22 protein-coding genes and 1 pseudogene are annotated in these 25587 nt (G+C 47.0%); 6 read left to right on the forward strand and 17 right to left on the reverse strand.

The features are described from left to right. Positions 1–90 precede the first annotated feature (90 nt). Complete coding sequence (locus POF51_RS02460; RefSeq protein WP_069845101.1) at positions 91–2157, reverse strand: sigma-54-dependent Fis family transcriptional regulator; 2067 nt, start codon at positions 2155–2157, stop codon at positions 91–93. A gap of 211 nt (positions 2158–2368) precedes the next feature. Between POF51_RS02460 and POF51_RS02465 the strand changes: the two genes are divergently transcribed. The 3 genes from POF51_RS02465 (at position 2369) to POF51_RS02475 (ending at position 5545) form a co-directional block, all read left to right on the forward strand. Next, positions 2369–3562 (forward strand): MFS transporter, encoded by a 1194-nt coding sequence (locus POF51_RS02465; RefSeq protein ID WP_069845102.1) that lies wholly within the window; start codon positions 2369–2371, stop codon positions 3560–3562. After that, positions 3546–4946, forward strand: a complete 1401-nt coding sequence (locus tag POF51_RS02470) for a M14 family zinc carboxypeptidase (RefSeq protein WP_244521694.1) — start codon at positions 3546–3548, stop codon at positions 4944–4946. The genes POF51_RS02465 and POF51_RS02470 overlap by 17 nt, the downstream gene beginning before the upstream one ends. 128 nt (positions 4947–5074) lie before the next feature. Next, a complete protein-coding gene (locus POF51_RS02475) occupies positions 5075–5545 on the forward strand; it encodes a GbsR/MarR family transcriptional regulator (protein WP_069845487.1) in 471 nt (156 codons plus the stop codon). A gap of 92 nt (positions 5546–5637) precedes the next feature. Here POF51_RS02475 and POF51_RS02480 read toward each other — a convergent pair whose 3' ends face one another. Then, positions 5638–6132, reverse strand: coding sequence for a YdhK family protein (locus tag POF51_RS02480; protein ID WP_069845104.1), 495 nt, complete (start codon positions 6130–6132; stop codon positions 5638–5640). Between the two features lie 560 nt (positions 6133–6692). Here POF51_RS02480 and POF51_RS02485 point away from each other — a divergent pair. Continuing rightward, positions 6693–7226, forward strand: a pseudogene (locus POF51_RS02485) (NAD(P)H oxidoreductase); the annotation flags it as partial. Positions 7227–7394: 168 nt separating this feature from the next. Here POF51_RS02485 and POF51_RS02490 read toward each other — a convergent pair. The 6 genes from POF51_RS02490 to pdhA form a co-directional block, all read right to left on the reverse strand. Then, on the reverse strand, positions 7395–7829 hold the full coding sequence (locus POF51_RS02490) for a hypothetical protein (RefSeq protein WP_069845105.1): 435 nt from the start codon (positions 7827–7829) through the stop codon (positions 7395–7397). A 429-nt stretch (positions 7830–8258) separates the two neighbouring features. Further along, positions 8259–8609, reverse strand: coding sequence for a VOC family protein (locus POF51_RS02495; RefSeq protein ID WP_017248396.1), 351 nt, complete (start codon positions 8607–8609; stop codon positions 8259–8261). Between the two features lie 131 nt (positions 8610–8740). Continuing rightward, positions 8741–10186: a dihydrolipoyl dehydrogenase gene (gene lpdA / locus POF51_RS02500; RefSeq protein WP_069845106.1), complete on the reverse strand. Its 1446-nt coding sequence runs from the start codon at positions 10184–10186 to the stop codon at positions 8741–8743. Beyond that, positions 10187–11488, reverse strand: coding sequence for a dihydrolipoamide acetyltransferase family protein (locus POF51_RS02505; RefSeq protein ID WP_069845107.1), 1302 nt, complete (start codon positions 11486–11488; stop codon positions 10187–10189). A gap of 17 nt (positions 11489–11505) precedes the next feature. Continuing rightward, positions 11506–12489 (reverse strand): alpha-ketoacid dehydrogenase subunit beta, encoded by a 984-nt coding sequence (locus POF51_RS02510; protein WP_069845108.1) that lies wholly within the window; start codon positions 12487–12489, stop codon positions 11506–11508. After that, a complete protein-coding gene (pdhA, locus tag POF51_RS02515) occupies positions 12486–13553 on the reverse strand; it encodes a pyruvate dehydrogenase (acetyl-transferring) E1 component subunit alpha (RefSeq protein ID WP_069845488.1) in 1068 nt (355 codons plus the stop codon). Before pdhA ends, POF51_RS02510 begins: the two co-directional genes overlap by 4 nt. Positions 13554–13784: 231 nt before the next feature. On the opposite strand from pdhA, the gene POF51_RS02520 reads away from it, so the two are divergent. Beyond that, positions 13785–15194: a sigma-54 interaction domain-containing protein gene (locus tag POF51_RS02520; RefSeq protein WP_069845109.1), complete on the forward strand. Its 1410-nt coding sequence runs from the start codon at positions 13785–13787 to the stop codon at positions 15192–15194. A gap of 79 nt (positions 15195–15273) precedes the next feature. Here the strand turns inward: POF51_RS02520 and POF51_RS02525 are convergent, their stop codons facing one another. The 7 genes from POF51_RS02525 to POF51_RS02555 form a co-directional block, all read right to left on the reverse strand. Continuing rightward, positions 15274–15765, reverse strand: a complete 492-nt coding sequence (locus POF51_RS02525; RefSeq protein ID WP_069845110.1) for an SRPBCC family protein — start codon at positions 15763–15765, stop codon at positions 15274–15276. Positions 15766–15784: 19 nt separating this feature from the next. Then, positions 15785–16612, reverse strand: a complete 828-nt coding sequence (locus tag POF51_RS02530; RefSeq protein ID WP_069845111.1) for a carbohydrate ABC transporter permease — start codon at positions 16610–16612, stop codon at positions 15785–15787. 12 nt (positions 16613–16624) lie between these two features. Next, positions 16625–17935 (reverse strand): carbohydrate ABC transporter permease, encoded by a 1311-nt coding sequence (locus POF51_RS02535; RefSeq protein WP_069845112.1) that lies wholly within the window; start codon positions 17933–17935, stop codon positions 16625–16627. A gap of 108 nt (positions 17936–18043) precedes the next feature. Further along, entirely contained in the window at positions 18044–19381 is a 1338-nt protein-coding gene (locus POF51_RS02540) for an ABC transporter substrate-binding protein (RefSeq protein WP_069845113.1), read from the reverse strand. Between the two features lie 17 nt (positions 19382–19398). Next, positions 19399–20463: a Gfo/Idh/MocA family protein gene (locus POF51_RS02545; RefSeq protein ID WP_271753651.1), complete on the reverse strand. Its 1065-nt coding sequence runs from the start codon at positions 20461–20463 to the stop codon at positions 19399–19401. Between the two features lie 11 nt (positions 20464–20474). Further along, positions 20475–21443 carry a sugar phosphate isomerase/epimerase family protein gene (locus POF51_RS02550; protein WP_069845115.1) on the reverse strand — a complete coding sequence of 323 codons (969 nt, stop codon included), beginning with the start codon at positions 21441–21443 and terminating at the stop codon, positions 20475–20477. Positions 21444–21507: 64 nt separating this feature from the next. Next, positions 21508–22515, reverse strand: coding sequence for a LacI family DNA-binding transcriptional regulator (locus POF51_RS02555; RefSeq protein WP_069845116.1), 1008 nt, complete (start codon positions 22513–22515; stop codon positions 21508–21510). Positions 22516–22695: 180 nt separating this feature from the next. Between POF51_RS02555 and POF51_RS02560 the strand changes: the two genes are divergently transcribed. Next, entirely contained in the window at positions 22696–23583 is an 888-nt protein-coding gene (locus POF51_RS02560; protein ID WP_069845117.1) for an NAD-dependent epimerase/dehydratase family protein, read from the forward strand. A gap of 21 nt (positions 23584–23604) precedes the next feature. Here POF51_RS02560 and POF51_RS02565 read toward each other — a convergent pair whose 3' ends face one another. After that, positions 23605–24093: a MarR family winged helix-turn-helix transcriptional regulator gene (locus tag POF51_RS02565; RefSeq protein WP_069845118.1), complete on the reverse strand. Its 489-nt coding sequence runs from the start codon at positions 24091–24093 to the stop codon at positions 23605–23607. A 145-nt stretch (positions 24094–24238) separates the two neighbouring features. Further along, positions 24239–25576 carry a serine hydroxymethyltransferase gene (gene glyA / locus POF51_RS02570; RefSeq protein WP_069845119.1) on the reverse strand — a complete coding sequence of 446 codons (1338 nt, stop codon included), beginning with the start codon at positions 25574–25576 and terminating at the stop codon, positions 24239–24241. Positions 25577–25587 lie beyond the last annotated feature (11 nt).

Consider the following 25587-nt stretch of genomic DNA (forward strand, 5'->3'; position numbering starts at 1 on the left):
GACTAAACACCCCTTACAGACAGATGTAAAAAATACAGACACGTAGCCATAAAAAAATGACTTCCGTTTCATCCAGAAGTCATCCATGATTTACTCTTGTACACTTAATTGGTATTTTTTCAGACGATCATATAACACAGATCTGCTTACTCCCAGTAATTTAGCTGCCTTGGATTTGTTACCGCCCGATTTCTCCAACGCTTGCTGTACAGCAGCTCTTTCTGCCTTTTCCATAAGGGTGCTCTCTGAATCAAATGAGAATGCGGTCATTTCATTTTTTCCATGACCCAACATGTATTCGGGTAAATCCGCTAGCTCAACTTTTCCGTGTTCACTGAACAGCATGGCGCGCTCCATTACGTTTCGAAGTTCACGTACGTTGCCAGGCCAATCATAGTCGATCATGGCTTTTTCAGCCAGCGGGTCAATTCCGATAATGCTTGTCCCATTCAGGCGATTCAATTCTTCCATGAAGAAAGGAATAAACAACAAAATATCTTTTTTCCTTTTCGCCAGTGGCGGAATTTCAAAAGAGATGACGTTTAATCGATAAAACAAATCGTTTCGGAATTCCCCATTTCGAACCATTTCCTCCAGGGAACGATGCGTTGCTGCTATAATGCGCACATCGACCTGGATACGCTCTGTTCCACCCACACGGTAAAATTCCTTTTCTTGGAGAACACGAAGCATTTTCGCCTGAAGCTGCAGCGACATATCTCCCACTTCATCTAGAAACAGGGTGCCCCCATTTGCCAAATCAAACTTTCCTTTTTTCCCTTTTTGCCTTGCCCCCGAGAAGGCTCCTTCTTCATATCCAAAAAATTCTGATTCTAATAAATGCTCCGGGATCGCGGCACAATTGACTGTTACAAATGGGCCATTGCTACGCCAGCTCATGCTGTGAATCGCATGGGCGAACAACTCTTTTCCGGTTCCACTCTCGCCTCTGATCAGAACAGTCGAGTTTCCTTTGGCTGTCTTCATGGCACTGCGTATAATTTTCTCCATCTGAGGGTCCTGTGTGAGAATCTGCTCAAATGAGAATCGGGAGGTCTCGTGCTGCGCTTGTGGGGCTTGCTTCTCTTCTTTTTCACTCTTTTCCAGTCTACGTACGACTTCTTTCATTTCGTGCAGACCACGGAACGAGATTTTCCCGATAACCCCGATGATTTCGTTGTCTTGCATAATGGGGACGCGATGCACGGTATATCGGATGCCTTTTACCTGCATCATCTCGCTATATTCTGGTAGACCTGATTTCATGACGCGGTCGAGTCCCAATTGAGGGAGAACATCATGGATTGGCTTATATAAAATTTGCGATTCTTCAAACTCAAAAAGCTCAAGTAAAGATGGACTCACGAAGTTAACTTCTTTCCATTCATTGATCATGATCAGACCTTCGTACGCATTATCGATGACCGTCTGCAAGATACTCTTCCATTTGACTACGCTCTGTAGCTCCTGAGCCATTTTTTCCACTTGCGATACATCTTGAAACAGAAGGATACACCCTTTTTTCCCAAAGCGAGAAATACGAGTAACGGCGTGACTATTCCCCAGTTGCAGCCGATAATGATCGGAAGGCTCCATGGACTCTAATTGAATACCTGAAATGAGCGAAGTTACCTCACGCTGGAGCAATTCTGCTTGTGTCAGCCCTATCATATTGCAAATTTTCTGATTGGCGAAAGTGATCCGTTCAGAATCATCCGTGATGATCGCGCCGAGCTCTGATCGTACCAGAATTTCTTCCAGTTGATCCTTCAAAGAACTCGTTGCTCGAAACAATGTGAAAATGATGTCCGTTTTGGTAAGCATTCCGGTTACTTGGTGGTCATCATTCAAAATGACGATGTTCCCCACTTCTGATTTTTGAATGATTTCTTGGATGTCTCCTACTGAACTGTCAATGTGAGTCCAAATGACGTCTTTTTTAATGAGGGAATGAATGGCGCTCGCTAATGGTTGTCCATCCAGAATGGCTTGATTGAGGCTGCTTCTGGTCAATACTCCATGCAATTTTTGATGCTCATCGGTAACAGGAATCGTATCCCATTTGGTCCGCTGTACGAATTGAATAGCATCAGACAAGGTATGTTCGGGGGAAAGACACTCATGTACGGGAGTAATGATATCCCTAAGCTGGGGCATTTCCTTCAACTCCATACATATATTTAGGGGCTGTTTTCATTTCTATCACATTTTTTGTAGTGGAAACAAATCCCTTCTCATATTGTAACATGGTTTCAGAGTTGGCTAGGAGTTTTTTCAAACGACATTCATTTCAGTAATTTCAGTATTGACTAAAATAACTGAAAATAATTAAGATAATACACATAACATCTTTTAGGAAGTGATGCACATGAAAAAGTCTGCTTCGATTAGTGCTGTGCTCTTGTTTGTCACTATACTCGTAGGGGTTCTTGGCTCGTACAGCATCATTATGGCACTACCACTTATTGGAGAGGAATTTCATCTGAATCCAGTGGAGCAAGGTGCGATCATCAGTGTTTATTTTTTAGGCTTCGCGATTTTTACCATTCCGGGAGGGATCATTGCTGATAAACGAGGATCGAAGCAAATTATTGTAATCAGCTTGGTACTGTGGGCAATATTGACTGCGCTTACAGGGGCGGTCACAGGTTTTGCTGCCTTACTCGTTGTCCGTTTTTTGTTGGGGTTTATCGATGCCCCACTAATGCCTGCTATGTTAAAAGCGATTGCCGAACGAACACCTGCAAACATCCGTACGACCACATTATCCATCGTTTCATCAGCCGAACCAATTGGGACTGGACTTGCCCCTTTTCTGGTAGCACCATTGATTGCGATACTGGGATGGCAGGAAGCTACTTTTGTTACAGCATCAATCGGCCTGCTCTTGGCCCCCATTCTCTGGATATTCCTTCCCCGCCCTTTCGTAATTGAACAACCTTCAAGCTCAGTATCAAAATCGAAACCTATCCCTTTCCTATCTCTTTTACGTAACGGGCATTTGTGGAAACTAACAAGTATGCTCTGCGGAATTCAAATCGTGATGGTTGGATGCTTGACATGGGTACCTACCTACTTAACAACTGAAAAACATCTCGCTATTACCCAATCAGGCTTATATGCATCGCTTCCTCTTCTCATTTCGATGCTTGGCTATTTGGCAGGCGGTTGGTTGTTTGACCGTTATTTTCATCAAAAGTTTCGAACGATGGTCATTCCGTCCCTTCTGTTCTCAACGATTTTCCTTACGCTTATGATCCTATCTGACAATGTCAACCTGTTTCTGTTGTTTGAGTCGATCTCTTTGTTTTTTCTATCCCTTACCACTCAACCTATTCTTGGACTTACCATGCGTATCATTCCCTCAGATGCTTTGGGCACTGCTAGTGGAATTCTGTTAACCGGAGGAAAACTGGCAAGTATTTTTACACCAATCGCGATGGGCGCATTCATTCAGGCGTACTCCTTTCAAGCCGGTTTTTCCCTGTTGCTAGTAGGTGCAGGAATCGCTTTTGTTTCATCCTTTCTTATCCATCTCAAAAGGAGTGAGGAGCTTGACTAATTCCATTCAAAAACTGCTACAAGATATGCCTGATTTCTCACATTTTCTAACCATCGATGAATTGGACGCCTCTTCCCGTGAATTAGCAGCCGCCTATCCACATCTTGTTACCCTCAGTACCATCGGTCACTCAACGGAAGGACACCCCATCCTCATGCTGCGAATTGGAAATGGCCAGCATCGCGCGTTGTTCGTCGGTTGTCCGCATCCAAATGAGCCAATTGGAGCTCTATCGCTAGAGTATCTCAGCAAAAAGCTATGTGAGGATACTGCCCTATTAGAGCAAATGGATTATACCTTTTATATCATCAAGGAAATCGATGTAGATGGCTGCCGACTGAATGAAGGTTGGTACGGTGGCCCGTTTTCTCCAGATTATTACATCCGCAGCTACTATCGTCCCAGTCTACTCGAACAAGCTGAATGGACATTCCCGTATGCGTATAAAACGTTCAGCTTCAGCGAGCCCATACCGGAAACCGTTGCATTTATGCGGGCGATTGATGAAGCCAAGCCGCATTTCCTCAACAGCTTGCACAGCTCCGATCAAACTGGAACGTTTTATTATGTATCGACTCCTCTTCCCGATGCATTGTGCCAACAGATCATAAAACTGACCCATGATCATCAATTACCGCTGATGATCGGCGAACCTGAGGCACCATTCATGCCCCCTATTCAAGCTGGTTTTTATCAGCTGCCTGAGCTGTCTACCATGTACGATTACTACCAAAGTATCCTACCTACTGGAGAAGACCCTGCGAAAGCAATCCTCATGGGTGGCTCATCCCGCGATTATGCTGGGTCACGTTACCGTACCTTTTGCCTTGTTTCGGAAATATCGTTGTTTACGGATCCAAGGATGGGAGATAAAACTGAAACTACTCATAACTACAAGGATGCTACGCTGGACATAGCCAAACTGGAAGGGGAACAGATTGCTTTTTTATCCAAACAGTACCAAAGCGCACAGGCATTCATAACGGTACCAACCAAATTTCAGCGATCTGTAGAGGATTTTCTGATCGGTATGGAGGAAACTCGCTCCCATCATTTAAAATCAGCTGAAAGTGATGCAGCTTTAGCGCGCTTCGCAACAGTAGCTGAAATGTTTGACTTGAAACTACGCACTTTATGGAGCTCTCTATGCTGTTGCAGCATGATGATCCGCATGCTGGACGCCCAGCCTGACAAAATCACCCTTTCAGAGATTCGAGCAGATTCAGAAAAATGGCTGGATCAAGGCTTGCAAGAGCTACTCTCCTTTTTTAACTGGTCGATGCGTCCGCTGCGCGAATTGTGCGGTGTCCAGCTAGGTTCTGCCTTGATGATCATGGAGTACCTTCGTCAAACCCATGAAAGCACTGCCACGCCACTAAAATAATGAGTGACATGAGCGCCTGTCAGCAGAGCAGGCGCATTTTCTTTTGGTATTTTCTGAAGAAAGCGATGACTATTGGTAGTATAATAGACAAAAGCATGGAAATCGGGAAACACGAGGAAAAAGGAGTCATGAAGTTGGACAAATTAACGGCAGAAACGATGCAATTGATTGAAGAAATGGCTCTCCATCACGAAAATCAAGGATTATCCAGAATTGCTGGCCGGATTATTGGACTGTTGATGGTCTCTCAGGAACCCCTTTCATCCGAGCAGATTGCCACTACATTGCAAGTCAGTCTAGGAAGTGTGTCTACCAATATGCGCATTCTTTTAAAAATTGGATTCGCGGAAAAAAAGAGTGTGACAGGTGACCGTGTGAGCTATTACATCATGGCATCAAACGCAATTGAAGAAGAGATTTTACAGAATTTAGAGCGAATCCTATCATTAAAGAATGTCATAGAAAAAGGAATACAAATTGACAGTTTGAAGCAAAGTAAGCTCGTTATCCAGCGATTCCATGAGACGCTGGAAGCAATTGACCTATACAGGGAATCTCTCAACCAAATGCTCGCTGAGTGGAAGTATCGTCGCATGTAACATCAAACAGCTCGTATCAATGGAAAAGTAGAAAGGCAGCTTTGGCGCTGAAAAAGCCACTGCTGCCTTTTTTCATAAGAGGATGACATCGATCATTTGACTGGTGATATCTCATCTTCCGTCACCCATTTGTAGTTCTTCACTTCTCCTCCCCCTGTTGTGGGAGTGTAATCGATCATATAGACCGTCGTTGTATTTGCCGTATCAAGCTTGCCTGATGCATCGAGCATCCCTTTCACATGATCCGCCTTCAAGATGACTTCCGTTCCCGGATCATACGGTTGCTTGATATGGTTCTTGATTTCCTCTTGAATAATCCATTTATAACCCTTCACAAGAGGCTCACCCGTTGTAGGCGTATAGGTCACTGAATAGGCCGTTGTGTCGTAAGCGCCCACAATCTTTGCTTTTGCCCCTTGCATCCCCGGTTGGTGACTTGCTTTCAAGATGACTTCACTCCCTACTGTAAACGTAGGTTTCGGTACAATCTCTACTTGCTCCAGTACATCCGGTGCAGCAGGACCGCCACATGCACTTAACCCCAACGCGGTAACCAGCATGAGCGATAACAGTTTCCATCTTTTCATTCTAAACACCCCGAATTCTTTGTTGTCTGTCAAAGGTATTATGGGTACACAAGACCTTCCTTATCCACTTGCATCCTGCTCGTTGCTTTACTTGAATGCATCCTTGGACGGAATGGACAAATCCTTGTTTTCAATCAACTGTAAAATAGAGCATAGAATTACTTCCGCTTCTCACTTGGCAGATCCTCGAGTATACTTTCGGCGCAAGCAAAACTCTTGTCCATAAAGACGAACCGTTCAAGTAAAATGTTTCATGTAAAAAGAAACCAGTTCTATGGACCTGCTCGTGTCCTGAACTGGTTTTCGTTCTATTCCGCTGCAAGTATGTACTTTCTGAATAAATCAAGCGGGTAGAAGTTGTCCTCTGACCAACTTTTCCTTGAATCGATTCTTTCACTCCACCAATCCAAGCCGTAAGACCCAATCCTCTCGTATCTGGCCAATCAAATCCAGGAGTCATCGACAGCAAGTGAACAGCGTAATCGTGCTTTTAACGGGATCGACCGTTTTTTGCTCTAAACAGGGAAAATAGGAATAGATAGGAGTTTCTAAATCAGCAATCAGAACGTTTCGTTCAGGGACTAAAAGATGCAGGACATGAGGTTGAAGTATTGGATTTGCATCGCATTGGGTTTCATCCTGTTTTATGGGAGGAAGATGAGCCAGATTGGAACAATGGGGATAAGAAATATTCCGAAGAGGTCGAGATTGAAATGGAGCGCATGAAAAAGCACGATGCGTTAGCCTTTATTTTTCCGATCTGGTGGTTCAGCATGCCTGCCATGTTGAAAGGATATATCGATCGCGTCTGGAACAACGGGTTTGCCTATGGTTCACGTAAACTGCATCATAAGCATGCATTGTGGATCGGCCTCGCAGCTGCTCCTGAAGATCATTTTCAAAAAAGAAATTATGACCAAATGATGGTTCACCACCTCAATGTCGGGATCTCCAGTTACGTCGGAATCGACGATTCGAGGGTTGAGTTCCTTTATGACACCTTGGCGCAAAATCCTGCGCATATCGAGCAGCTGTTGGACCGTGCTTATCACATGGGATTCCATTTTGGAAAAAAAGAGAGCCTGTCCATTTAAATTTATCTGAGCTATCGATGGGCAAATTAATGTTCTCAAAATGACCTTTCCAGACAAAGATGAGAAGTACTGGACAAAGGGCGAGGATGAACCGTTGCCTAATGAGTTCATTTTGTAAAAGAAAAAGCACCTCGTGGGTGCTTTTTTGTCTATCTATTAAGTAGGTAACTATTTCAACCAAAAATTAATAACCGTATCCCAACCTTTTTCCCCTCTAATTTCCACCGGGTCTGATACTGCGAGAATTCTATTGTTTGAGTCTACAGCATAAGCAGTTAATCTGTATAGTTTTCCAATTCTGAAACTATAAATTTTTGAGCTAGTAGTGTACGAGGTACCAGTCATATCCTCATATCCATCGGTAATATTGTAACGAACCCACTTGTATCTATCTACACCTGGAATATAATTAAACTTCACCCCAATATCTTGAAACACATCTTCATACTTTTCGTCTTCATTAGGAGATATTGATAAAACGTTTGATGACGAATATTGAGTGGATGCAGTAGTTACAGGTGTTTGCTGTCCCTCCTGTGCAAATGCAGGAACTGCTGAAGTCAATAATGCTAGTGTTGCTAAACTAGTCATAAACTTTTTCATCGTAAAACACTCCTTCTTACTCTTCTTTTTACTCGCCCTCAGAAGAGAAGCAAGTTGACAGGGGAATAGACTTGGTAGCGACATTCGAACATTACAAAATATACACAATTTCCATCTCCTTCCATTTTTTACAAAAACATCATAACATGCAATTTTAAATAATACAACCGTATCATTTTAAGTTACTCTGGCCTTTTTTCGGCTAGTGTCTCCGCAGAGAGCCACCCCTCTCCGTTTATTTATCTTCCAATCGATCCGATACATTACTTCTCGCACGCGAAATTCCCCTTAATATTTCGGTGATCATTGACAGTCATCCTTTCGCGTTTTGTCTCTCATTTCTCAAGCCAATCACATCTATGAGCACGAAAAGAGAAAGCCCCCCTTTTCTTATGAGAAAAAGAAGGCTTTCGACTATGTGTATACGCGTTACGCAAGTACCTCAACTGTGAAGCCACCAGGAGCTTTCACATAAAACGTCCATCCGTGCGATCTTACTGGCGGAGCTACTTTGTAACCATCTTCTTTTAAGCGTTGATTGATTTCATTTACTTTCTCTTCGCTCTCCTGGATGAAGCCGATATGAAATGTCTTGGGATATTGGACTTCGGCACCCTTCATCAAGGTAAACACCAGGCCGTTATCGTCAAATAGGACCCCAAAATTATCGCCACGGGCATCTGCCGACGTATCTAACTTTTTCAGGCCAAAATATTTCTCCAAGAAATCAGAAGCAGCTGGAACATCCGTAACGGTAAGATTGACGTGATTCAATTTCATAATGACCACACATCCTTTGCACGAGATTAATTCAAGCGTAGCACATTCATGCAAGTGCTAATCTTGACAGGCTCCGAGGCTGATCATTGTCATGAATATCCGTCACTTGTCTTTAATGTTTCACGATAAACCTATTTGTTTACAGCTACTTTTGATTTGTTTACGATATGAATGGCATGACCTAACACCGCTTCGGCAGCCTCCAGCCATATCTCGCTTAAAGTGGGATGCGGATGCATGGTTAACGCCACATCCTCTACACGTGCAGCAAGCTCAAGTGCCAGCACACCCTCCCCGATCAGGTTCGATGCATCAGCACCTACAACGTGCATTCCCAACAACAAATGACTTTCTTGATCCACGATCACTTCTGCAAAACCTTCTCCTTCATCCATGGCGAGTGCTCTGCCATTCGCTCGATAAGGGAAGGCTGCTACTTTGACTTTATACCCTTGAAGCTCTGCCTCTTCTCGTGTCATCCCCACACCCGCAATTTGCGGCTCGGTAAAAATCACATAAGGGACATAAGGGGAATCTACACTGCTAGGCAGCCCTGCGATCACCTCGGCTGCCACAATCCCTTGCTTCGTCGCACGATGGGCTAACGCAGGGCCAGGTGTTACATCGCCGATGGCAAAAATATGCGGCTTGTTCGTACTACCAGTCGATGTCACGGGAATATAGCCGCGCTCGTCCATTTCTACTCCCACCTGAGCAAGTCCGAGTTCACCTGTGTTAGGCACTCGCCCAATAGTGACGAGCGTTTTATGTGCGGTGATACTTTCAGAACCGTTCTTTACCGAAGTGCATGCGAGCGTGACTCTCCCATTCGCTACCTCAGCCTTCTCTACTTTTGTCGCGATCTTTACCGTCATCCCAAGCTGTTTCGCCTGCTTGAGCACTTCTTGAGAGAGATGGGCAGCTGTTTGTGGCAAAATGCGCTCCGCTGCCTCAATGACGGTCACCTGCGATCCAAGCTTGGCGAACGCCATCCCGAGCTCCATTCCAATATAGCCCCCGCCGATAATGGCCAATGTTTCTGGTACTTCATCCAATGCCAGCATATCAGTAGAATCCAGAATAGATTCTCCATCTGTTTTCAAAAACGGTGGAATGAATGGACGTGATCCTGTCGCGATAATCGCTTGTTTAAATTTGTACGTTTCAAAATCGCCACTCGTCTCTACGCCAATCCGATCACTCGAGAGAAATGTCGCTGTCCCCTTTACGACTGTAACCCCATTGGCCTGGCAGAGATAATCGACCCCATTGTTCAGTTGAGCAACGACAGAGGACTTCCACGTCTGCCAGCTCGACATATGAAAGGTCGATTTGCCTGTAGGCAGTTGGATTCCAAGCTTATTCAGACTACTTAGCTTGTGGTATTCACCTGCAGCATGAATCAATGCTTTCGACGGAATGCATCCGCGATTCAAGCAGACTCCACCCAGTACTTCTTTTTCAATCAGAACGACCGATTTCCCCAGCTGCCCAAGACGAATAGCGGCTGCATAACCTCCTGGCCCACCACCGATGACAACCACATCTGTTTCGACTGCTACTTCGCCGACTACCATCTATACCATCTCCGCAAACAATAGATTCGGATCTTCCAGCAGCTCCTTGATCCGGTTGGTAAAACGCACTGCCGTCACGCCATCGATCAGGCGGTGATCAAACGAAAGTGACAGGTTCATCATCCAGCGAATGACCCCTTCATCCTCACGCACAACCCATCGCTTCTCCATTTTGTGCAAACTGATAATGGCCACTTCGGGGTGATTAATGATGGGAGTTGCTTGCAGTCCCCCGATTGGACCTACATTGCTGATCGTGAAGGTGCCGCCTGTTATGTGTTCCATGGTCAATTTGCCTTCGCGAGCCAAGCGAGCCAGTTGATCGATTTCTTCTGCGAGTTGAAAAATAGATTTGTGGTCTGCATCCTTGATGACTGGTACGATCAATCCCTCAGGCGTATCTGTAGCAATACCGATATTGTAAAAGCGCTTGAGCAAGATTTCATTCGTATGCTCGTCAATCGATGCATTAAGCGTCGGGAATTCCTTCAGTGCAATGACCAGCGCCTTGATAAAGAACGGCAGGAAGGTCAACTTGATATTTCGTTTATCCGCATGTGACTTTAACTTTTCACGCAAAGCACGCAGCTGATCCATCTCCAGCTCATCGACAGAAGTAACATGCGGAATGATTGTGACTGATTTCACCATATGCTCGGCAATCTTTTTCCGGATGCCTTTTAACGGTAGCCGTTCGATTTCTCCCTGTGACGAAGTGGCTACACGAGTAGCGGACCCTGTTTTCGGCTGAACAACTGCTTCAGTCTCAACCGCGACTGTACTTGCCTCTAACAAACGCTCATTGCCAGTAGCCGTCGCTGGAAACTTAGCTGGTGCAGATTTTTGCAGTCGATTGGCGAATTGGCGCAAATCTTCTTCCGTTACACGCCCAGCTGCTCCTGTACCCGTGACCAACTCGATGTCCAGCTTCATCTCCCGTGCCAGCTGCCGAACGTATGGCGTGGCCAATGAGCGTCGGTGATCAGCACGAGCTGGTGCAAAATTGACTGTCTTATCCGGGTTTACGACCTTTTCTGGAAGCTTTGTCTCTTCCTTCTTTGCTTCCGTTCCTGCATCGATCACGAGAAGGGTAGTTCCGACTTCTACTGTTTCCCCTTCCGCTATGAAAATTTCACGAATGATACCAGTCACTGGCGCAGACAACTCGGCATTCACCTTGTCTGTCTGCACCTCCAAGAGTGGCTGATCCTGTTGAACGGATTCACCCGTTCGTACCAGCACTTTTACGATTTCTCCTTCATGCATACCTTCTCCCACATCAGGAAGCTTGAACTCAACCATATGACTCGCTCCTTCTCTTAAAACGTAGCCGTTTCCATAATTCCGTCCTTCACGCGTTCAGCCGTTGGCAAATAGTCATCCTCGATGCTAAATTGCGGGACGGGTACGTCATATCCGGTAATCCGTTTCACGGGAGCCTTCATGTAGATCAATGCTTCATCATTGATGATGGAGATGATCTCTGCACCCAAGCCAGCAGTCTTATGCGCTTCGTGTACGACAACTGCACGTCCAGTCTTTTTGACCGAGGCTATGATCGTATCCCGATCCAATGGATAGAGCGTGCGCAGATCAATGACTTCACAACTCAAGCCGTTTTCGCGCTCGATCTGTTTCGCAGCATCCTCTGCGACACGAAGCATCGCTCCCCAAGCAAAAATGGATACATCCGAGCCTTCCTGGACGACCTTTGCTTTTCCGATGGGCACACGATACATTTCTTCCGGAACCTCTTGTTTAAATGCGCGATACAGCTTGGTCGGCTCCAAAAAAATGACTGGATCAGGATCTTCCATTGCTGCAATCAGCAAGCCTTTCGCATCATAAGGTGTGCTTGGTGCCACAACCTTTAAGCCAGGGACATGGGCAAAAAACGTTTCGACACTCTCGGAATGAAGCTCAGGCCCGCGAATCCCTGCCCCGTACGGCGTACGTATGACCATCGGTACATGGTACTGTCCGCGAGTCCGATAGCGCATGCGTGCAGCATGAGAAACAATTTGTTCAAAGCCCGGATAAATAAAAGCAAGGAATTGAATCTCGACCACAGGAATTTTCCCGTTCATGGCAAGACCGATTGCCGCCCCGATTATTCCCGCCTCAGCTAGCGGCGTGTCCACTACACGCTCCGGACCGTACTTGTGAATCAAATCTTCGGTAGCCCGGAACACGCCACCATTTACGCCAATATCCTCGCCGAGCAGCATCATGCGTGAATCATCTGCCAATTTTTGATCCATGGCTTCCGTGATTGCTTGAATCATCGTCAGTTTGCGTTTCATGCTGGGATTCCCTCCTGCTTCGATGGCTTGACGAGCTCGCTCTCCTGTTCCGTTGCCATCCACGATGGTTCAGCGTAGACGTGCTTGAACATGTCTTCCGGCTTGGACTTCGGATAGCTTTCTGCTTCGACAAGTGCGGCGTCGATTTGTTCATTCACCCGTGCGATCAGCTCTACTTCCTTCGTTTCATTCCACAACCCTTGATTCTCCAGATATACACGCAGCCGTTGGAGTGGGTCGCGTTCTTGACGCCATTCCTCGGACAAGCTCTCTTGATCCCGGTATTTCTTCGGATCATCTGCGGTTGTGTGCGCGCCATAGCGGAATGTCACCGCTTCGATCAATGTCGGTCCTTTGCCATCTAACGCACGTTGCATGGCTTCTTTCATGGTCAGCCAAACAGCAAAGATATCATTACCGTCTATCCGAACCCCAGTGATGTCATAAGCGGCCGAACGTTGTGCAATCGTTTTCGAAGCAGACTGCTGCGAAAATGGAACGCTGATCGCGAAGCCGTTGTTTTGACAGAAGAAGATCGTCGGCGTTTGAAACACGCCTGCAAAATTCAATGCCTCATGAAAATCGCCTTCTGAGCTTGCCCCGTCACCAAAGTAGGCGATGCTGACATGCTTTTCGTTTTGCAGCTTGCTCGCCCAAGCAGTCCCTACCGCATGAACCATTTGAGTCGCGATCGGTACACATGGCGGCATGATGTGCAGATGTTTCGGGCTGATACTCCCTTCCATGTGGCCCATCCAATAGAGAAACACCCGTGCCATGGATTGACCATGGACGATCGCTGCCGCATGGTCTCGGTAGGTTGGGAAAAGCCAATCTCCAGGTGTCAATGCCAACGCGCTGCCTACTTGTGAAGCTTCCTGCCCTTCAAAGGGAGCATACGTGCCCATTCTGCCTTGTCGCTGTAGGTTAATCGACTTGCGGTCAAACTGGCGAACCAGCACCATATTTTCATACATCTTGATCATCGTCGCCTCGTCTAATTGCCCCTTGAGATCGCCTACCAGCTCACCCGCTGGACTCAATACCTGATATAATGAAGACATGGAAACATCCCTCTCTTTTTCGCTGAAAAACACCGCGGTGTCTTTCGATAATATGATTCTGCTCGTCATGCTTCTGCTTTCCTCCCTATAGAAGAGCAAGTAGCATGCCAAACAATTGAAAGCGATTTCACAACAATACGATTCGAAAATGATCATTTTTGCATATGCATAATTGCACACAGATGATTAATTCTGATTATTCCGTTTACAAGCCTACTTAGGAGGACTTCGATGTATCAAACCAAGTATTTCCAGGCCAGTGACAATCATGAGCTGGCAAAATTGCTGACGACTATCTTCAGTACGTCCCACGATGGACTGGCGATCTGTGACCGTAACGGCTACGTCCTGCTCTACAATGAGGCGTACTTGAACATCACGGGTGTTCCCGCAGACATCTTGAATAATTTTAGTTTTATGGAGCAAAAAGAAATGCATCTTGTTCCTGACTCTTCTGCTGTACGTACGATTTTGACAAAACAAACCCATAGTGTCGTGATCGATTATGCAAACGGTCGGCAAGCGATTAACACGGCTACTCCGCTGCTCGATCCAACCAAGGAATTATTGTTTGTCGTGGGAAATGTGCGTGACGTCACAGAGCTGAATCAGCTTCAGAAGGAGCTGGAGGAAACACGTCAAATCAGCTCGGCATATCAAAGGGCGCTGGAGCATATCCAAACCGATGGTGACTTTGACGAGCAGATCATTTATCGCAGTGGGCTCATGCATCGAATCGCTTCACTCGCCAAACGCTTTGCGACCAACGACTCCCCCGTCCTTTTGCTAGGCGAGTCTGGTGTCGGTAAGGATGTCATGGCGAATTACATTCACGCCCAAAGCGGACGTACAGGGGAATTTATTAAGATAAACTGTGGGGCCATTCCCGAGCATTTGCTCGAGTCCGAATTGTTTGGCTATGAGAAAGGCGCCTTTACGGGGGCAAGTCAATCGAAGGAGGGATTGTTTGAGCTAGCGGATCGAGGAACCATTTTTCTCGATGAGATTGGAGACCTCCCTTTTCCTTTACAGGTGAAGCTCTTGAATGTATTGCAGGATGGGCGGATTCGCAGACTCGGGGGAAAAACATCGCGTCAGGTTAACATGCGAATCATCGCTGCCACCAATAGCGACCTGGAATCGATGGTGGAACAAAAACGGTTTCGGCAGGATTTGTTCTACCGGCTAAATGTACTTGCTCTCACCATTCCACCCTTGCGTGAACGCCGCGAGGATATTCCGGCTCTCATTTTCTACTATTTGAAAAAGCTCGAATGGAAGTACCGGCAAGAAATGCGCATCGAAACAGATGCGTTAGAGGCACTGATGGATTATGACTGGCCAGGGAATACACGCGAGCTGAAAAATGTGGTGGAACGTTCTTTCCACATGTGTGAAAATGGGCGAATTACATTTGATCAGTTGCCGGCGTCCATTCGCAATACCCAGCAGACAGCCCTGCCGCTCCATCTCGCCAAAATGGATGAGCTGTTACCGCTAAAAGAAGCGGTCGAACGGTTTGAACGTGCGTATATCCAACGCCTCTTGAAAGAGACAGACACCATGCAGCAGTGTGCGGATAAGCTGCAAGTGAACATATCCACACTCGTGCGAAAAAAACGCAGCCTCGGAATTAAATAGCACAAAAGGAAAAGCCCGATACACGTAGGTTCGGGCTTTCGCGTTATTTCAGAGGATAGTCTCGCAAAACTTCTGAGGGCTATCTCACAAGTCCTTCTCTTAATGTGTGGATCCCATGCTCCAGATACCCCTTCAAACAGCTTAAGACGTACACCCAGCCTTCTTTATTGTCGACTATTTTTTGAAGGAGCGCAGGATCATCATCTTGAAAGCCCTCTTCGTTCACTTCAATGATCGTCGTGGCTTCATCCAGCGCGTTTAACGTAATCGTTACCGTATTTTCTTCTCCAGCCCACTGGAAAAAGATGCGTTTATTCACTTCGATTTCGTGAACGGTAATCCCTACTTCTGCGTTGTAAATATCGAAGAATAACGTAATGTTCTTCCCTTCCTCCCACCTTGCCGAGCTGGAAGAGAACCAGAAGTTGCCGATTTTCGCCGGGTCCACGAAAGCTTCGAACACTTCATGCGCAGGTCTGTTAATCTGAAATTTTGTAAGATTATTCATGCGTCCGTCAACTCGCTTTCTGATTGCTGCTTCCACCGTATCATAATCACATTTGCGAGACAAACGATAGAATGACTCCCTTTTATTCTTTTACTGCCCCAGAAGTAAGGCCAGAGATAATCCGCTTTTGGAAAATCAACACCATTACTACGAGAGGGATCGTCACGATGATGGAGGCAGCAGATATTTCTCCCCACGGAATTGTAAACATTCCCTGAAACATAACGATTCCCACAGGCACAGTCTTCATCGCTTCCTGCGTATTCAACGTCAGGGCGAACAAAAATTCGTTCCACGCTGCTATAAAAACGAGGATGGCCGTCGTAAAAACCCCAGGCATGGCGAGTGGGAAAAACACTTTGGTCATCGTCTGCCAAATGCTCGCGCCGTCTACTTTGGCTGCTTCGCCCAAATCACTCGGTATTTTGCGGAAAAAGATGGTTAAGTTCCAGATCGCAAGCGGCAGCGCGAAAGTTGTATAAGGAATGATCAGACCGATGTAGCTGTTCGTTAAGCCCATCGATTGCATGAACATAAAAATAGGTGAAATAGTAGCGATCTGCGGAAACATGGACACAGCCAGTACGACACCCAATATAATTGTCTTTCCCCGGAAGGACAGCCAGGCAATCGCATATGCAGCAAAAGAAGCGATCGTAATGGAGTAAAGTGTGGTTAACGTCGCCACGACAGTCGAATTCCACAAGTAACGGGCAAACGGTCTTTCCGTGAAGACGCGGACAAAGTTGTCAAACGAAGGATTTTGGATGATAAAATGAAAGGCTCGCTCTCCAAACAGCTCCGCTGGTGGCTTCAATGCTGCGAGGAGAATCCATAAAAACGGGAACATCACTAGAAAGACGAATAGCAGTAAACCTAAGTAAAACAAGGGACCCGTATGTTTGCGCATCCAATCACCTCCTTATTTGCCACTGCCATCACTCAGCAGATCAGCTCCTAATATTTTGACATAGCCGATGGAGATCAGCGCCACACATAAAAAAACAATGACTGCGAGCGCGGAGCCTTCTCCGAAGCTCATTTGAGCAAACATCGTTTTGTACGCGTAAATGGAAATGGTCTCGGTCGAGTTCCCGGGTGCCCCACCTGTCAGCGTGTAAATCAAATCAAACACACGAAATGCATCCAATGTACGGAACAATAATGCCACCAGAATGGTTGATTTCAGCATCGGAAGCGTAATACGAAAAAATTGCTGGGTGCGGGTTGCACCGTCCACAGAAGCTGCTTCATACAAGCTTTGCGGGATCGTTTGCAGGCCTGCGAATAAGAGCAAGGCCATGAATGGCGTCGTCTTCCACACATCTGCCAAAATAACGGAAAACATGGCGCCAGCCTTAGTCGTCAGGAGCATCCCCATATCTGAGATCAGCCCTGCCTGCTCAAAAAGATAGGCGACGATGCCATTTTGCCCGTCGTACAAAAACTTCCACATCATCGCGGAGATAACAGTTGGAATCGCCCACGGTATTAACACGGTTGCTCGAACAAGACTCCTTCCATGAAAAGGTCGATTGATCAACAGGGCAATCAATATGCCGAGCACCAATTCAATGGCAACGGAGATAATGGTAAAAAACGCCGTATTGTACAGAGCCCCCCACATCCGAGCGTCTGTTAAAAACTTCTTGTAGTAGGCAAAGCCAACAAAGTTGGGCTCGATAATCGAAGCTTCAATGCCTTGGATCACGCCAAGAGCACCCTCTGGCTTTGCAAGCAGCTTTTGCTCGCTCATTTGCAAAAGGACCGCTCTAACATCCGCCAAGCTGGTTTTGATTGCGTCTGTTTGTTCGTTCGAGAGGCTCACATATTTGAGTTCTGTGGGAACTGGTTTAAAGTCCAGCAATAGCTGGTCGATCATTTGGTATCGGCTCGCGACCTCGCCTGTTTGGTTGAGGGAAGTGTTCATTTGTTCGATTTGCGCTTGGAGCGCGGTCAATTTTTCCTTTGATGACCCTTCTGCAGAGTCCGCCTCCCTCTTTACATACCGAAGCAGATTGGGTAACGTACTGACGTAGCGCTCCAAATCTAGTCCGTATGAAGAGTGAATCTCTGATTTCGTCGGGTCGTTCAACCGGATGTCGTGCAGACTGATCCAAAAGGATCGCATGACAGGCCAAATCGCGATAACAAGTATAATGAGCAGTGCAGGAAAAATTAGCAAATACCCCATCTGTTTTTCTGAGAGAGACATTTTGGTTGATCGATTCATCCGTTCACCACCTTCCTTCCCACTAGAAGCTTGCTTGTGATTGCCCGATCGTTGTGTAACTTCCAAGGAAGCCGGTTAGACCCCCTTGGAAGCCCCACATGTTGCCGCTTATTTTTTCATCAGGTCGTTCATCTGCCTTTCCATGTTTTGCACCGCTTGCTCGGCTGTTTGCTGCCCTGCAAGCGCTTTGGATACTTCGATCTGGATCACTTCCGAAATTTTTGGATAGATCGGAGTCGTTGGACGAGATACAGCAGCACTTACGCCATCGACGAAATCTTTGTTGGCAAACAACGGACTGGCTTTTTGAACATCGGCATCATCGTAGGCTGGCAAATAGGTTGGTGCGAGCCCACCTTCTACCGCGGATATTTTCTGACCCTCTGGACCTGTCATGAATTTGAGGAATGCCCACGCTTCTTTCGGGTGCTTCGAGAACTTGTTGATTCCGCCCATCCAACCGCCGAGTGCTGCTGCGGAGCCTGCATCGCCAGCTGGCAGTGGAGCGATCGCGACTTGACCGACGATTTTGGACTGACCCTGATCCTGCGCCAACGCGAACTGATACGGCCAGTTGCGGATAAAAGGTGCCTGCCCCTCGAGGAATGCCGTATGTGATTCCGGCTCCATGAATGTGGTGATATTGGTTGGGACGAAATCGGATTTGACGACCTCGATCATTTTTTTCAACCCTTTGATCGTAGCTGGATTGTTGACCACTACTTTGCCTTGTTCATCCAAAATTTTTCCACCGTACGATGCACTGAACTCGACAAAGTTACAAACCAAACCTTCATATTGCTTGGCTTGCATCAAGTAGCCGAACTTCGTGCCGCCCTTGCCCTTCGTTGCTTTTGCTTGGGCAATCAAGTCATCCCACGTCTTTGGAGCTTCGGATACGAGATCTTTGCGGTAGAACAAGAGACCCGCGTCGATAAACTTGGGCATGGTCCATTGCTGGCCGCCAAAGTTCCCGGCATCCATGGCCCCTTTTATATATTTTCCGGTTTCGATTCCATCTTGCTCCATCAGGCGATCGAGCGGAAGGAGATAACCCGCTTGTGCGAATTCGGCTGGCCAAATGACGTCGAGGTCAAACACGTCGATCTCAGACGATTGTGCACTGAACATCGTGACGTACTGGTCATGGCTTTGTCCTGTATCCGCAGGCATTTCGCGAATCTCAATCTCGATATTCGGATTTGCTTTTTGAAACGCCTCCACGAGCTTTACAGTGGAATCCGTTGAGTCTTTGCCCCGTGCGTAGACGAGCTTGATTTTTTCTGCTGGTTGCTGTGCTGGCTCTGTTTTGGGTGCGGATGGTGTTGCAGGCTGTGATGGGGTTGTATCCGTAGAAGCTTGCTGTGGTGTGGAGGAACATGCTGCCAATGAGAAGGCCATTACTAAGGTAAGTCCAACGGATGTAAGTCTTTTCACAACTTTCATCTAAGTAACCCCCTATGCTATGTTTTAAAACGCACTGCTTCACCTTTTTGTGCGGATGCGTAGATGGCTTCGATCAATCTGTTGATGTACAAGGCTTGTTCCGGTGTGCAGAGAACCTCTGCCTTCCCTTCGATGGCGTCGATGAAATTACGGAATAAGAGTACGCGTTCTTTTTGAGGCTTTGGTTTTATTTCTGTCGAGGCAGTTACGCCGTTCCACTCGTGGTAAAGCGTGAACTGGTTATCCAATAAACGCAGGGATGCCCCGCCCTCTTGTCCATATAGTTGAAGGAAAACGTTTTCCTTTTCGATGTGAGAAGCCCAGCTTGCATCGAGCGTAAGCGACAATCCGTTTTCAAAAGTGATCATCGCTACAGCCATATCTTCCACGTCAAACTTCCCGCTATCGTCGATCCTGCCCCACTCTGACAAGCCACGTTTGTGAGGCCCGAATTTCGCGTACGTTTGCCCGAGGACGGATACAGGCTTTGGATGATCCAAGAGCCACAAGGTCAAATCGAGCATATGTACGCCGATATCAATCAACGGACCGCCGCCTGCCCATTCTTTTTGCGTAAACCAGCTTCCCCATCCTGGAATTCCATTTCGTCTGACCCAACCGGTCTTGGCGTGATAAATGTTTCCCAGCTTTCCTTCTTTCAGCCACGTTTTGACTTGCAGGGAATCGCTTCGGAATCGGTTGTTTTGTGCGACCATGAGGATTTTATCTGCTTTCTTCGCGGCTTCGATCATTTCTGTTGCTTCCTGGGCATTCATCGCCATCGGCTTTTCGCACAGCAAGTGTTTGCCTGCTGCAAGCGCACTTTTGGTTGCTTCTGCATGCAAGTAGTTCGGGACACAAACAATGATCGCGTCTGTATCAGACTCTTGTAGCATGGCCTCGTATTCGGTGAAAACCTGCGGGATGTCATGTCGCTTTGCACGATAGGAAGCCATTTCTGCGATAATATCTGCAATGGCAACTACCTCTGCTCGCGGCTCTTCTTTGATCGCCTCCAAGTGTGCTTCTGTAATCCCCCCTGCACCGATGATTCCGATTTTCCATTTGCGTCGATTCGTCATTTTCTCTCCTCCTACACCCACCATAGATTCTGGACTGGTTCTCGCAAGATGACTTGCTGTAGATTTTGAACAGCGCGCGAAAAGCCTTCCTCAATCGACATGATGGCATCCTCGTGCTCGATGCTCACGACATAATCGTATCCATTCATACGCAGTGCACTCATCATATCCGCCCACGTCTGCTGCGAATGCCCATAGCCTACGGTTCGGAAATACCAAGCACGTTCATGTAGATTGGCGTAGGAATTCATATCCGTCAGCCCGTACATGTTCACTTTTTCCTGGTCAATATACGTGTCTTTCGCATGGAAATGATAGATGGCTTTTTCTTTGCCCAAGATTTTGATCGCAGCTACCGGATCAATCCCTTGCCACCACATGTGACTTGGATCGAAGTTTGCCCCAATCCCCTCGCCTACCTGTTCCCGCAGCTTCAGCAGTGTCCCTGGCGTGTGGACGAGAAAGCCGCCATGCAGCTCCAACGCAACCTTGACATGATGCTCAGTCGCATACGCAGTCCATTCGCGCCAGTACGGGATGAGCTTCTCGTTCCATTGCCAATGGAGCACGTCTCGATACTCATTGGGCCAAGGAGCAACGGGCCAGCTCGGGTACTTCGCTCCTTCGTGGTCGCCTGCCGTGCCAGAAAAGCAATTGACCACAGGCACCTCCAGCATCTCGGCTAGCTGTACCGTTTTCACAAACGTATCGTGGGATTGCTGCGCAAAGCTTTTATCTGGTGTCAACGGGTTGCCGTGACAACTAAGCGCGCTGATTATCAATCCCCGATCCTCTACTGCTTTTTTGTACGCTCGTCTTTTTTCTGGACTTTCCAACAGCTCATCCAGATTGCAGTGTGCATTGCCCGGATAGCAGCCTGTGCCGATTTCCACCGCCTCTAAACCTGCTGCCTTCACATGATCCAGCATTTGTTCGAACGACTTCTCGCTAAAAAGAACCGTAAATACGCCAAGCTTCATATCTCTTCACCCCTTTTGAATGCGTAAACTCGTTTGCTTCTTCTATATGGTAAGACTTGTTGCCTCACTCCAATAAAGCGCTTACAGTTTGTCGAATCACGAGATGGTGTGGGACGGCGCTCATTCTCTCTACAGGTTCATGGCGGATTTGTCTGAGTAATTGCTCTGCTGCGGCTTTTCCGTACATGAACGGGTCATTGTGCACGGTGGTGAGCATTGGGCGTGAAAGTGAGGCAAGCTCCAAATTGTCGAAGCCCATGACGGAGATGTCTTCTGGTACACGAATGCCATGATCGTACAAGTAATTGAGGACGCCAACCGCCATCAGGTCTGTGGCGACAAAAACGGCTGTCGGACGAATTTTTTCCTCACAAATACGGCGCATGGCTTCGTAACCGCTCTTGGCTGTGAACTCTCCTTCCACGACGAATCCTTCATGGATGGGCAAATCATGTGCCCGCATGGCTTTTCGGTAACCGCCCATGCGATCCAGACCGCACGGCGGGTCCCATAACGGACCAGATATACACGCGATTTTTGTATGGCCTTGCGAGATGAGATAGGCGGTAGCATCATAGGAGGCTTGCACATTATTGACGTTGACAGTAGGAATCTGATAGCCGGGCAAATCGTGGCCGGTAACAACAAGGGGAACCTGAATCTCTTGCAGCGTCTGGATATTGCCCTCCAGGAAATGAATACTCGCGATAATGACACCATCGATTTGTTTTTCTTTGAACAGTCGCAAGTACTTCAGCTCTTTGTCCACCACTTCATCGGATATGGCCAAAAACATGCTGTAGTCGTACTCGCTAATGACGCTGTCAATTCCGTAAATGAGATTGGAGTAAAAATTGTTGGAGATATCGGGAATCATCACCCCGATGATGCGGGTTTCTTTGCTAACCAAGCTCCTGGCAATCGCATTCGGCTGAAAGCCCGTCTCTTGCACGATTTTCAAGACTCTCTCTCGCAGCTCTGGACGGACTGGCTTGGAATTGTTCAGCACGCGCGAAACAGTCGCGATGGAAACGTTGGCGAGTTGTGCGATGTCTTTAATGGTTACAGTAATGGTTCTTCACTCACTTTCTATCTAACGGGTAAACGTTTTCCTAATCTGAAAATAACACCCAACTTTTGTTTTGTCAATATTCAGTTAATTATAAATACTGTTGACATCACGAGAACGTGACTAAATAATGTATCATATAATTTAGTTACTAAATTAATTATGTATGAAGGAGGTTTTGTCATGAATGTTTTGCTTACAGGAATAACAGGTTATGTTGGATCTGTAGTCGCCGAGCATTTTCAGTCTCTGGGGTATCAGGTTGCTGGACTTGTTCGATCGAAAGAGAAAGCAGAGCGATTGCTCTCACAAGGGTTCACCCCTATTGTTGGCGATCTTGCGGATACCACACTGCTAACAGAAAGTGTAAAAAAATTCAATGGTGTCATTCATATGGCGATCTCGCACACACCTGATATGGAAAAACTCGATGTAGCAGCGGTTCAAGCAATGCTGAAAGGTTTGGAAGGCACTGGGAAGCCATTTATTTATACGAGCGGTACGCTGATCTATAACGATACGTACGAGAATGTCGTGAATGAGGACTCTCCTCTTGCTCCCTTGCCTTTTCTCCAATGGAAAGCGAACCAGGAGCAGGAAGTTTTAGGAGCAGCCGAGCGTAATATTCGTACGATCGTCATACGTCCAACGCTTGTATACGGTCGAGGCGGTGGACTCGTACAAGCAACGATTCAAAGGGCGAAGCTCTCTCAATCAGCCAACTATATTGATGACGGGCAAACGGCATGGTCTACGATCAATGTTGATGATTTAGCGAGACTTTACGAATGCGCTTTTTTACGAGCACAGCCAGGATCATTATTCAATGCAACTTCCAAGGAAATGATCACGACGAAAGAACTCATGACTTCGATTGCTAAAATAGCTGGGATAGAAAAAGTAGAATCATGGAGTTATGAGGATGCGGCCAAAGCATTAGGACCAGCCGCTTGGGGGGCAAGTATCAACCAGAGAGTATCTGGCTTGCGCGCGGAACAACAATTGCATTGGAGTCCCTCTGCGAACTCGATCCGCAAAGAGCTGGAGCAAGGTTCTTATCAAAACAAGTAAAAACCATAGTCCATCATCGAACTATGGTCGTGCTTCATCGCTATCCTGATACGCATGCAGGAATCTGATTGATTTCGTTAAAATCCGTATGAGTGCCTGCGCATCATCCGTACCAAGATGCTCATGCAATTGCTGAAAACGATTAAACAGCTCTTGCTCTCTTGCTGCCACAAAATCAAAGCCCTCTTTCGTAGGGGCTACGAGAATAGAGCGTCGATCCTTTGGTCCCACGGTACGGGTGATAAACCCAAGCTGTTCGAGTGATTGAATGACGTGCGTCACAGCTGCTGACGTTATTTTCAACTGCTTGCCTAGCTCGGAAACTCTGATGCCGTTCGTGCCTGGGGGACTTACGTAGGTCAAGTGAACAAGCAAATTCAATTCGCTCTGACGGAGGTCTTTCGACGGACTGAAAACATGTCCGATCCGCTTTAACTGACCAAATGCGAGAGCCAGCTCTTTCGTCGTATGATCAATGGTAACATCCGAGTTTGTATGGTCTGTACTCATCCGTTTAGACTCCCATTCTTTGATGGTATCAATCGATTATTTACGAAAATAAATGACATTGTCAAGAATGAGAGTCCACATACGACTCGAAAAAGCACCGTATGCCAGGTCTGAACTCTGACATACGGTGTTTATCCTACCTACTCTATTCTGGGAAGCAGAACTGCATCTTGCTAAACGATCTGCGCAATTCGATCACCTTAGACTGGACTACCTCGGGCTTTTCCCTGCCTGACAACACACTTACAATCAGCTCAGCAATCGTGTTCATCTCTTGTTCCTTCATGCCAAAGCGAGTAACTTCTGTCGTCCCGATACGCAAACCACTTGGGAAGTCCCAATCCTCTGGTCCGTCACCTGGAATCAAATTTTTGTTCGTGATGATGTTCGCTTCTGCCAACCGCTTGCCTACCTCGTAACCACCGCCAAACTCTTTTACGTCCAGAATGACTTGATGTGTACGTGTATAGCCTTTGTGCGCGCAAAGCACTCGAATTCCCCGTTCATCGAATGCTTTTCCCAGTGCTTGTGCATTCGTCACAATTTGCGCCATGTATTCCTTGCCAAACGCCAAAAACTCCGCCGCCGCTGCAGCCAATGCCGCTACCCGGTTGACTTGATGTGTCGCGGCAAGTGCTGGGAAGATGGCATCTGTAATCGGTACCGATAGTTCCGGGTCATTCCAGACGATGATACCGCTTTGTGGGCCACTAAATGTTTTCCCAGCAGAGCCAGTTATCACACATGCCCCTTCTCGCAACGGGTCCTGAAATTGACCGCCACCGATCAACCCCAGCTGGTGTGCGCCATCAAAATAAATGCGACCGCCCCATTCTTTCACGATCTCAGCCATCTCCTTCAGTGGAAATGGAAATATGGTCATGGAGGCGCCTAAGGTAACGAGCTTTGGCCTAACTTGTCGTGCGACTTTGGCGAACTCGTCCAAATCAACGGTAAGCTCAACGGGGTCCATTGGCACATCGACAATTTGTAAACCGCGAATGCCAGCAGGCCCGTCTACCCGATTGCTGGAATGCCCCCCAAACGGTTGCGAGATCGTCATAATCGTATCGCCCGGTTGCGTTAACGCCGCATAAACCGTCATGTTCCCGATCATGCTCGCTACCAATCGATGGTCAGCAAAATTGGCTTGGAATACTTTTTTCAATAGCTCAACACATAACGCTTCGATTTCATCGATATATTTCGTGCCAGCGAACCATCTCTGTGTGCTGCCGATATGTCCTTCCGCAGCGCGAGTACCAACCTCAGAAGCGAGCAGTTGACGTACGATGGGTGTGGTGGGTGCTTCTGGTGCGAGCAAATTCAGGCATTCCTCGCCTCGCCAAATCGCATTGCGGTTGACAGCATTCACGATCTCTTGCTGGATCAGACGGTGGGACGGACTCTCTTCGATAATGGAACGCGCCCATTGCAAAACACGTGAATCATGTACTTCCCCCTTCATTTCAACCGTACTCATGCCATTACCCC

Origin of the sequence: Brevibacillus sp. AG (genome assembly GCF_028369215.1) — a bacterium.
Taxonomy (GTDB): domain Bacteria; phylum Bacillota; class Bacilli; order Brevibacillales; family Brevibacillaceae; genus Brevibacillus; species Brevibacillus porteri.

Bases quoted from the DNA above. Each gene is read 5' to 3' on its own strand.
- POF51_RS02510 (WP_069845108.1), bottom strand. From the start codon at position 12,489: ATGAAACGCAAACTGACGATGATTCAAGCAATCACGGAAGCCATGGAT.
- POF51_RS02565 (WP_069845118.1), bottom strand. From the start codon at position 24,093: ATGAGTACAGACCATACAAACTCGGATGTTACCATTGATCATACGACG.
- pdhA (WP_069845488.1), bottom strand. From the start codon at position 13,553: ATGTCTTCATTATATCAGGTATTGAGTCCAGCGGGTGAGCTGGTAGGC.
- POF51_RS02550 (WP_069845115.1), bottom strand. From the start codon at position 21,443: ATGAAGCTTGGCGTATTTACGGTTCTTTTTAGCGAGAAGTCGTTCGAA.
- glyA (WP_069845119.1), bottom strand. From the start codon at position 25,576: ATGAGTACGGTTGAAATGAAGGGGGAAGTACATGATTCACGTGTTTTG.
- POF51_RS02465 (WP_069845102.1), top strand. From the start codon at position 2,369: ATGAAAAAGTCTGCTTCGATTAGTGCTGTGCTCTTGTTTGTCACTATA.
- POF51_RS02540 (WP_069845113.1), bottom strand. From the start codon at position 19,381: ATGAAAGTTGTGAAAAGACTTACATCCGTTGGACTTACCTTAGTAATG.
- POF51_RS02460 (WP_069845101.1), bottom strand. From the start codon at position 2,157: ATGCCCCAGCTTAGGGATATCATTACTCCCGTACATGAGTGTCTTTCC.
- POF51_RS02520 (WP_069845109.1), top strand. From the start codon at position 13,785: ATGTATCAAACCAAGTATTTCCAGGCCAGTGACAATCATGAGCTGGCA.
- POF51_RS02495 (WP_017248396.1), bottom strand. From the start codon at position 8,609: ATGAAATTGAATCACGTCAATCTTACCGTTACGGATGTTCCAGCTGCT.
- POF51_RS02530 (WP_069845111.1), bottom strand. From the start codon at position 16,612: ATGCGCAAACATACGGGTCCCTTGTTTTACTTAGGTTTACTGCTATTC.
- lpdA (WP_069845106.1), bottom strand. From the start codon at position 10,186: ATGGTAGTCGGCGAAGTAGCAGTCGAAACAGATGTGGTTGTCATCGGT.
- POF51_RS02560 (WP_069845117.1), top strand. From the start codon at position 22,696: ATGAATGTTTTGCTTACAGGAATAACAGGTTATGTTGGATCTGTAGTC.
- POF51_RS02480 (WP_069845104.1), bottom strand. From the start codon at position 6,132: ATGAAAAGATGGAAACTGTTATCGCTCATGCTGGTTACCGCGTTGGGG.
- POF51_RS02490 (WP_069845105.1), bottom strand. From the start codon at position 7,829: ATGAAAAAGTTTATGACTAGTTTAGCAACACTAGCATTATTGACTTCA.
- POF51_RS02475 (WP_069845487.1), top strand. From the start codon at position 5,075: ATGAAGTTGGACAAATTAACGGCAGAAACGATGCAATTGATTGAAGAA.
- POF51_RS02535 (WP_069845112.1), bottom strand. From the start codon at position 17,935: ATGAATCGATCAACCAAAATGTCTCTCTCAGAAAAACAGATGGGGTAT.
- POF51_RS02505 (WP_069845107.1), bottom strand. From the start codon at position 11,488: ATGGTTGAGTTCAAGCTTCCTGATGTGGGAGAAGGTATGCATGAAGGA.
- POF51_RS02545 (WP_271753651.1), bottom strand. From the start codon at position 20,463: ATGACGAATCGACGCAAATGGAAAATCGGAATCATCGGTGCAGGGGGG.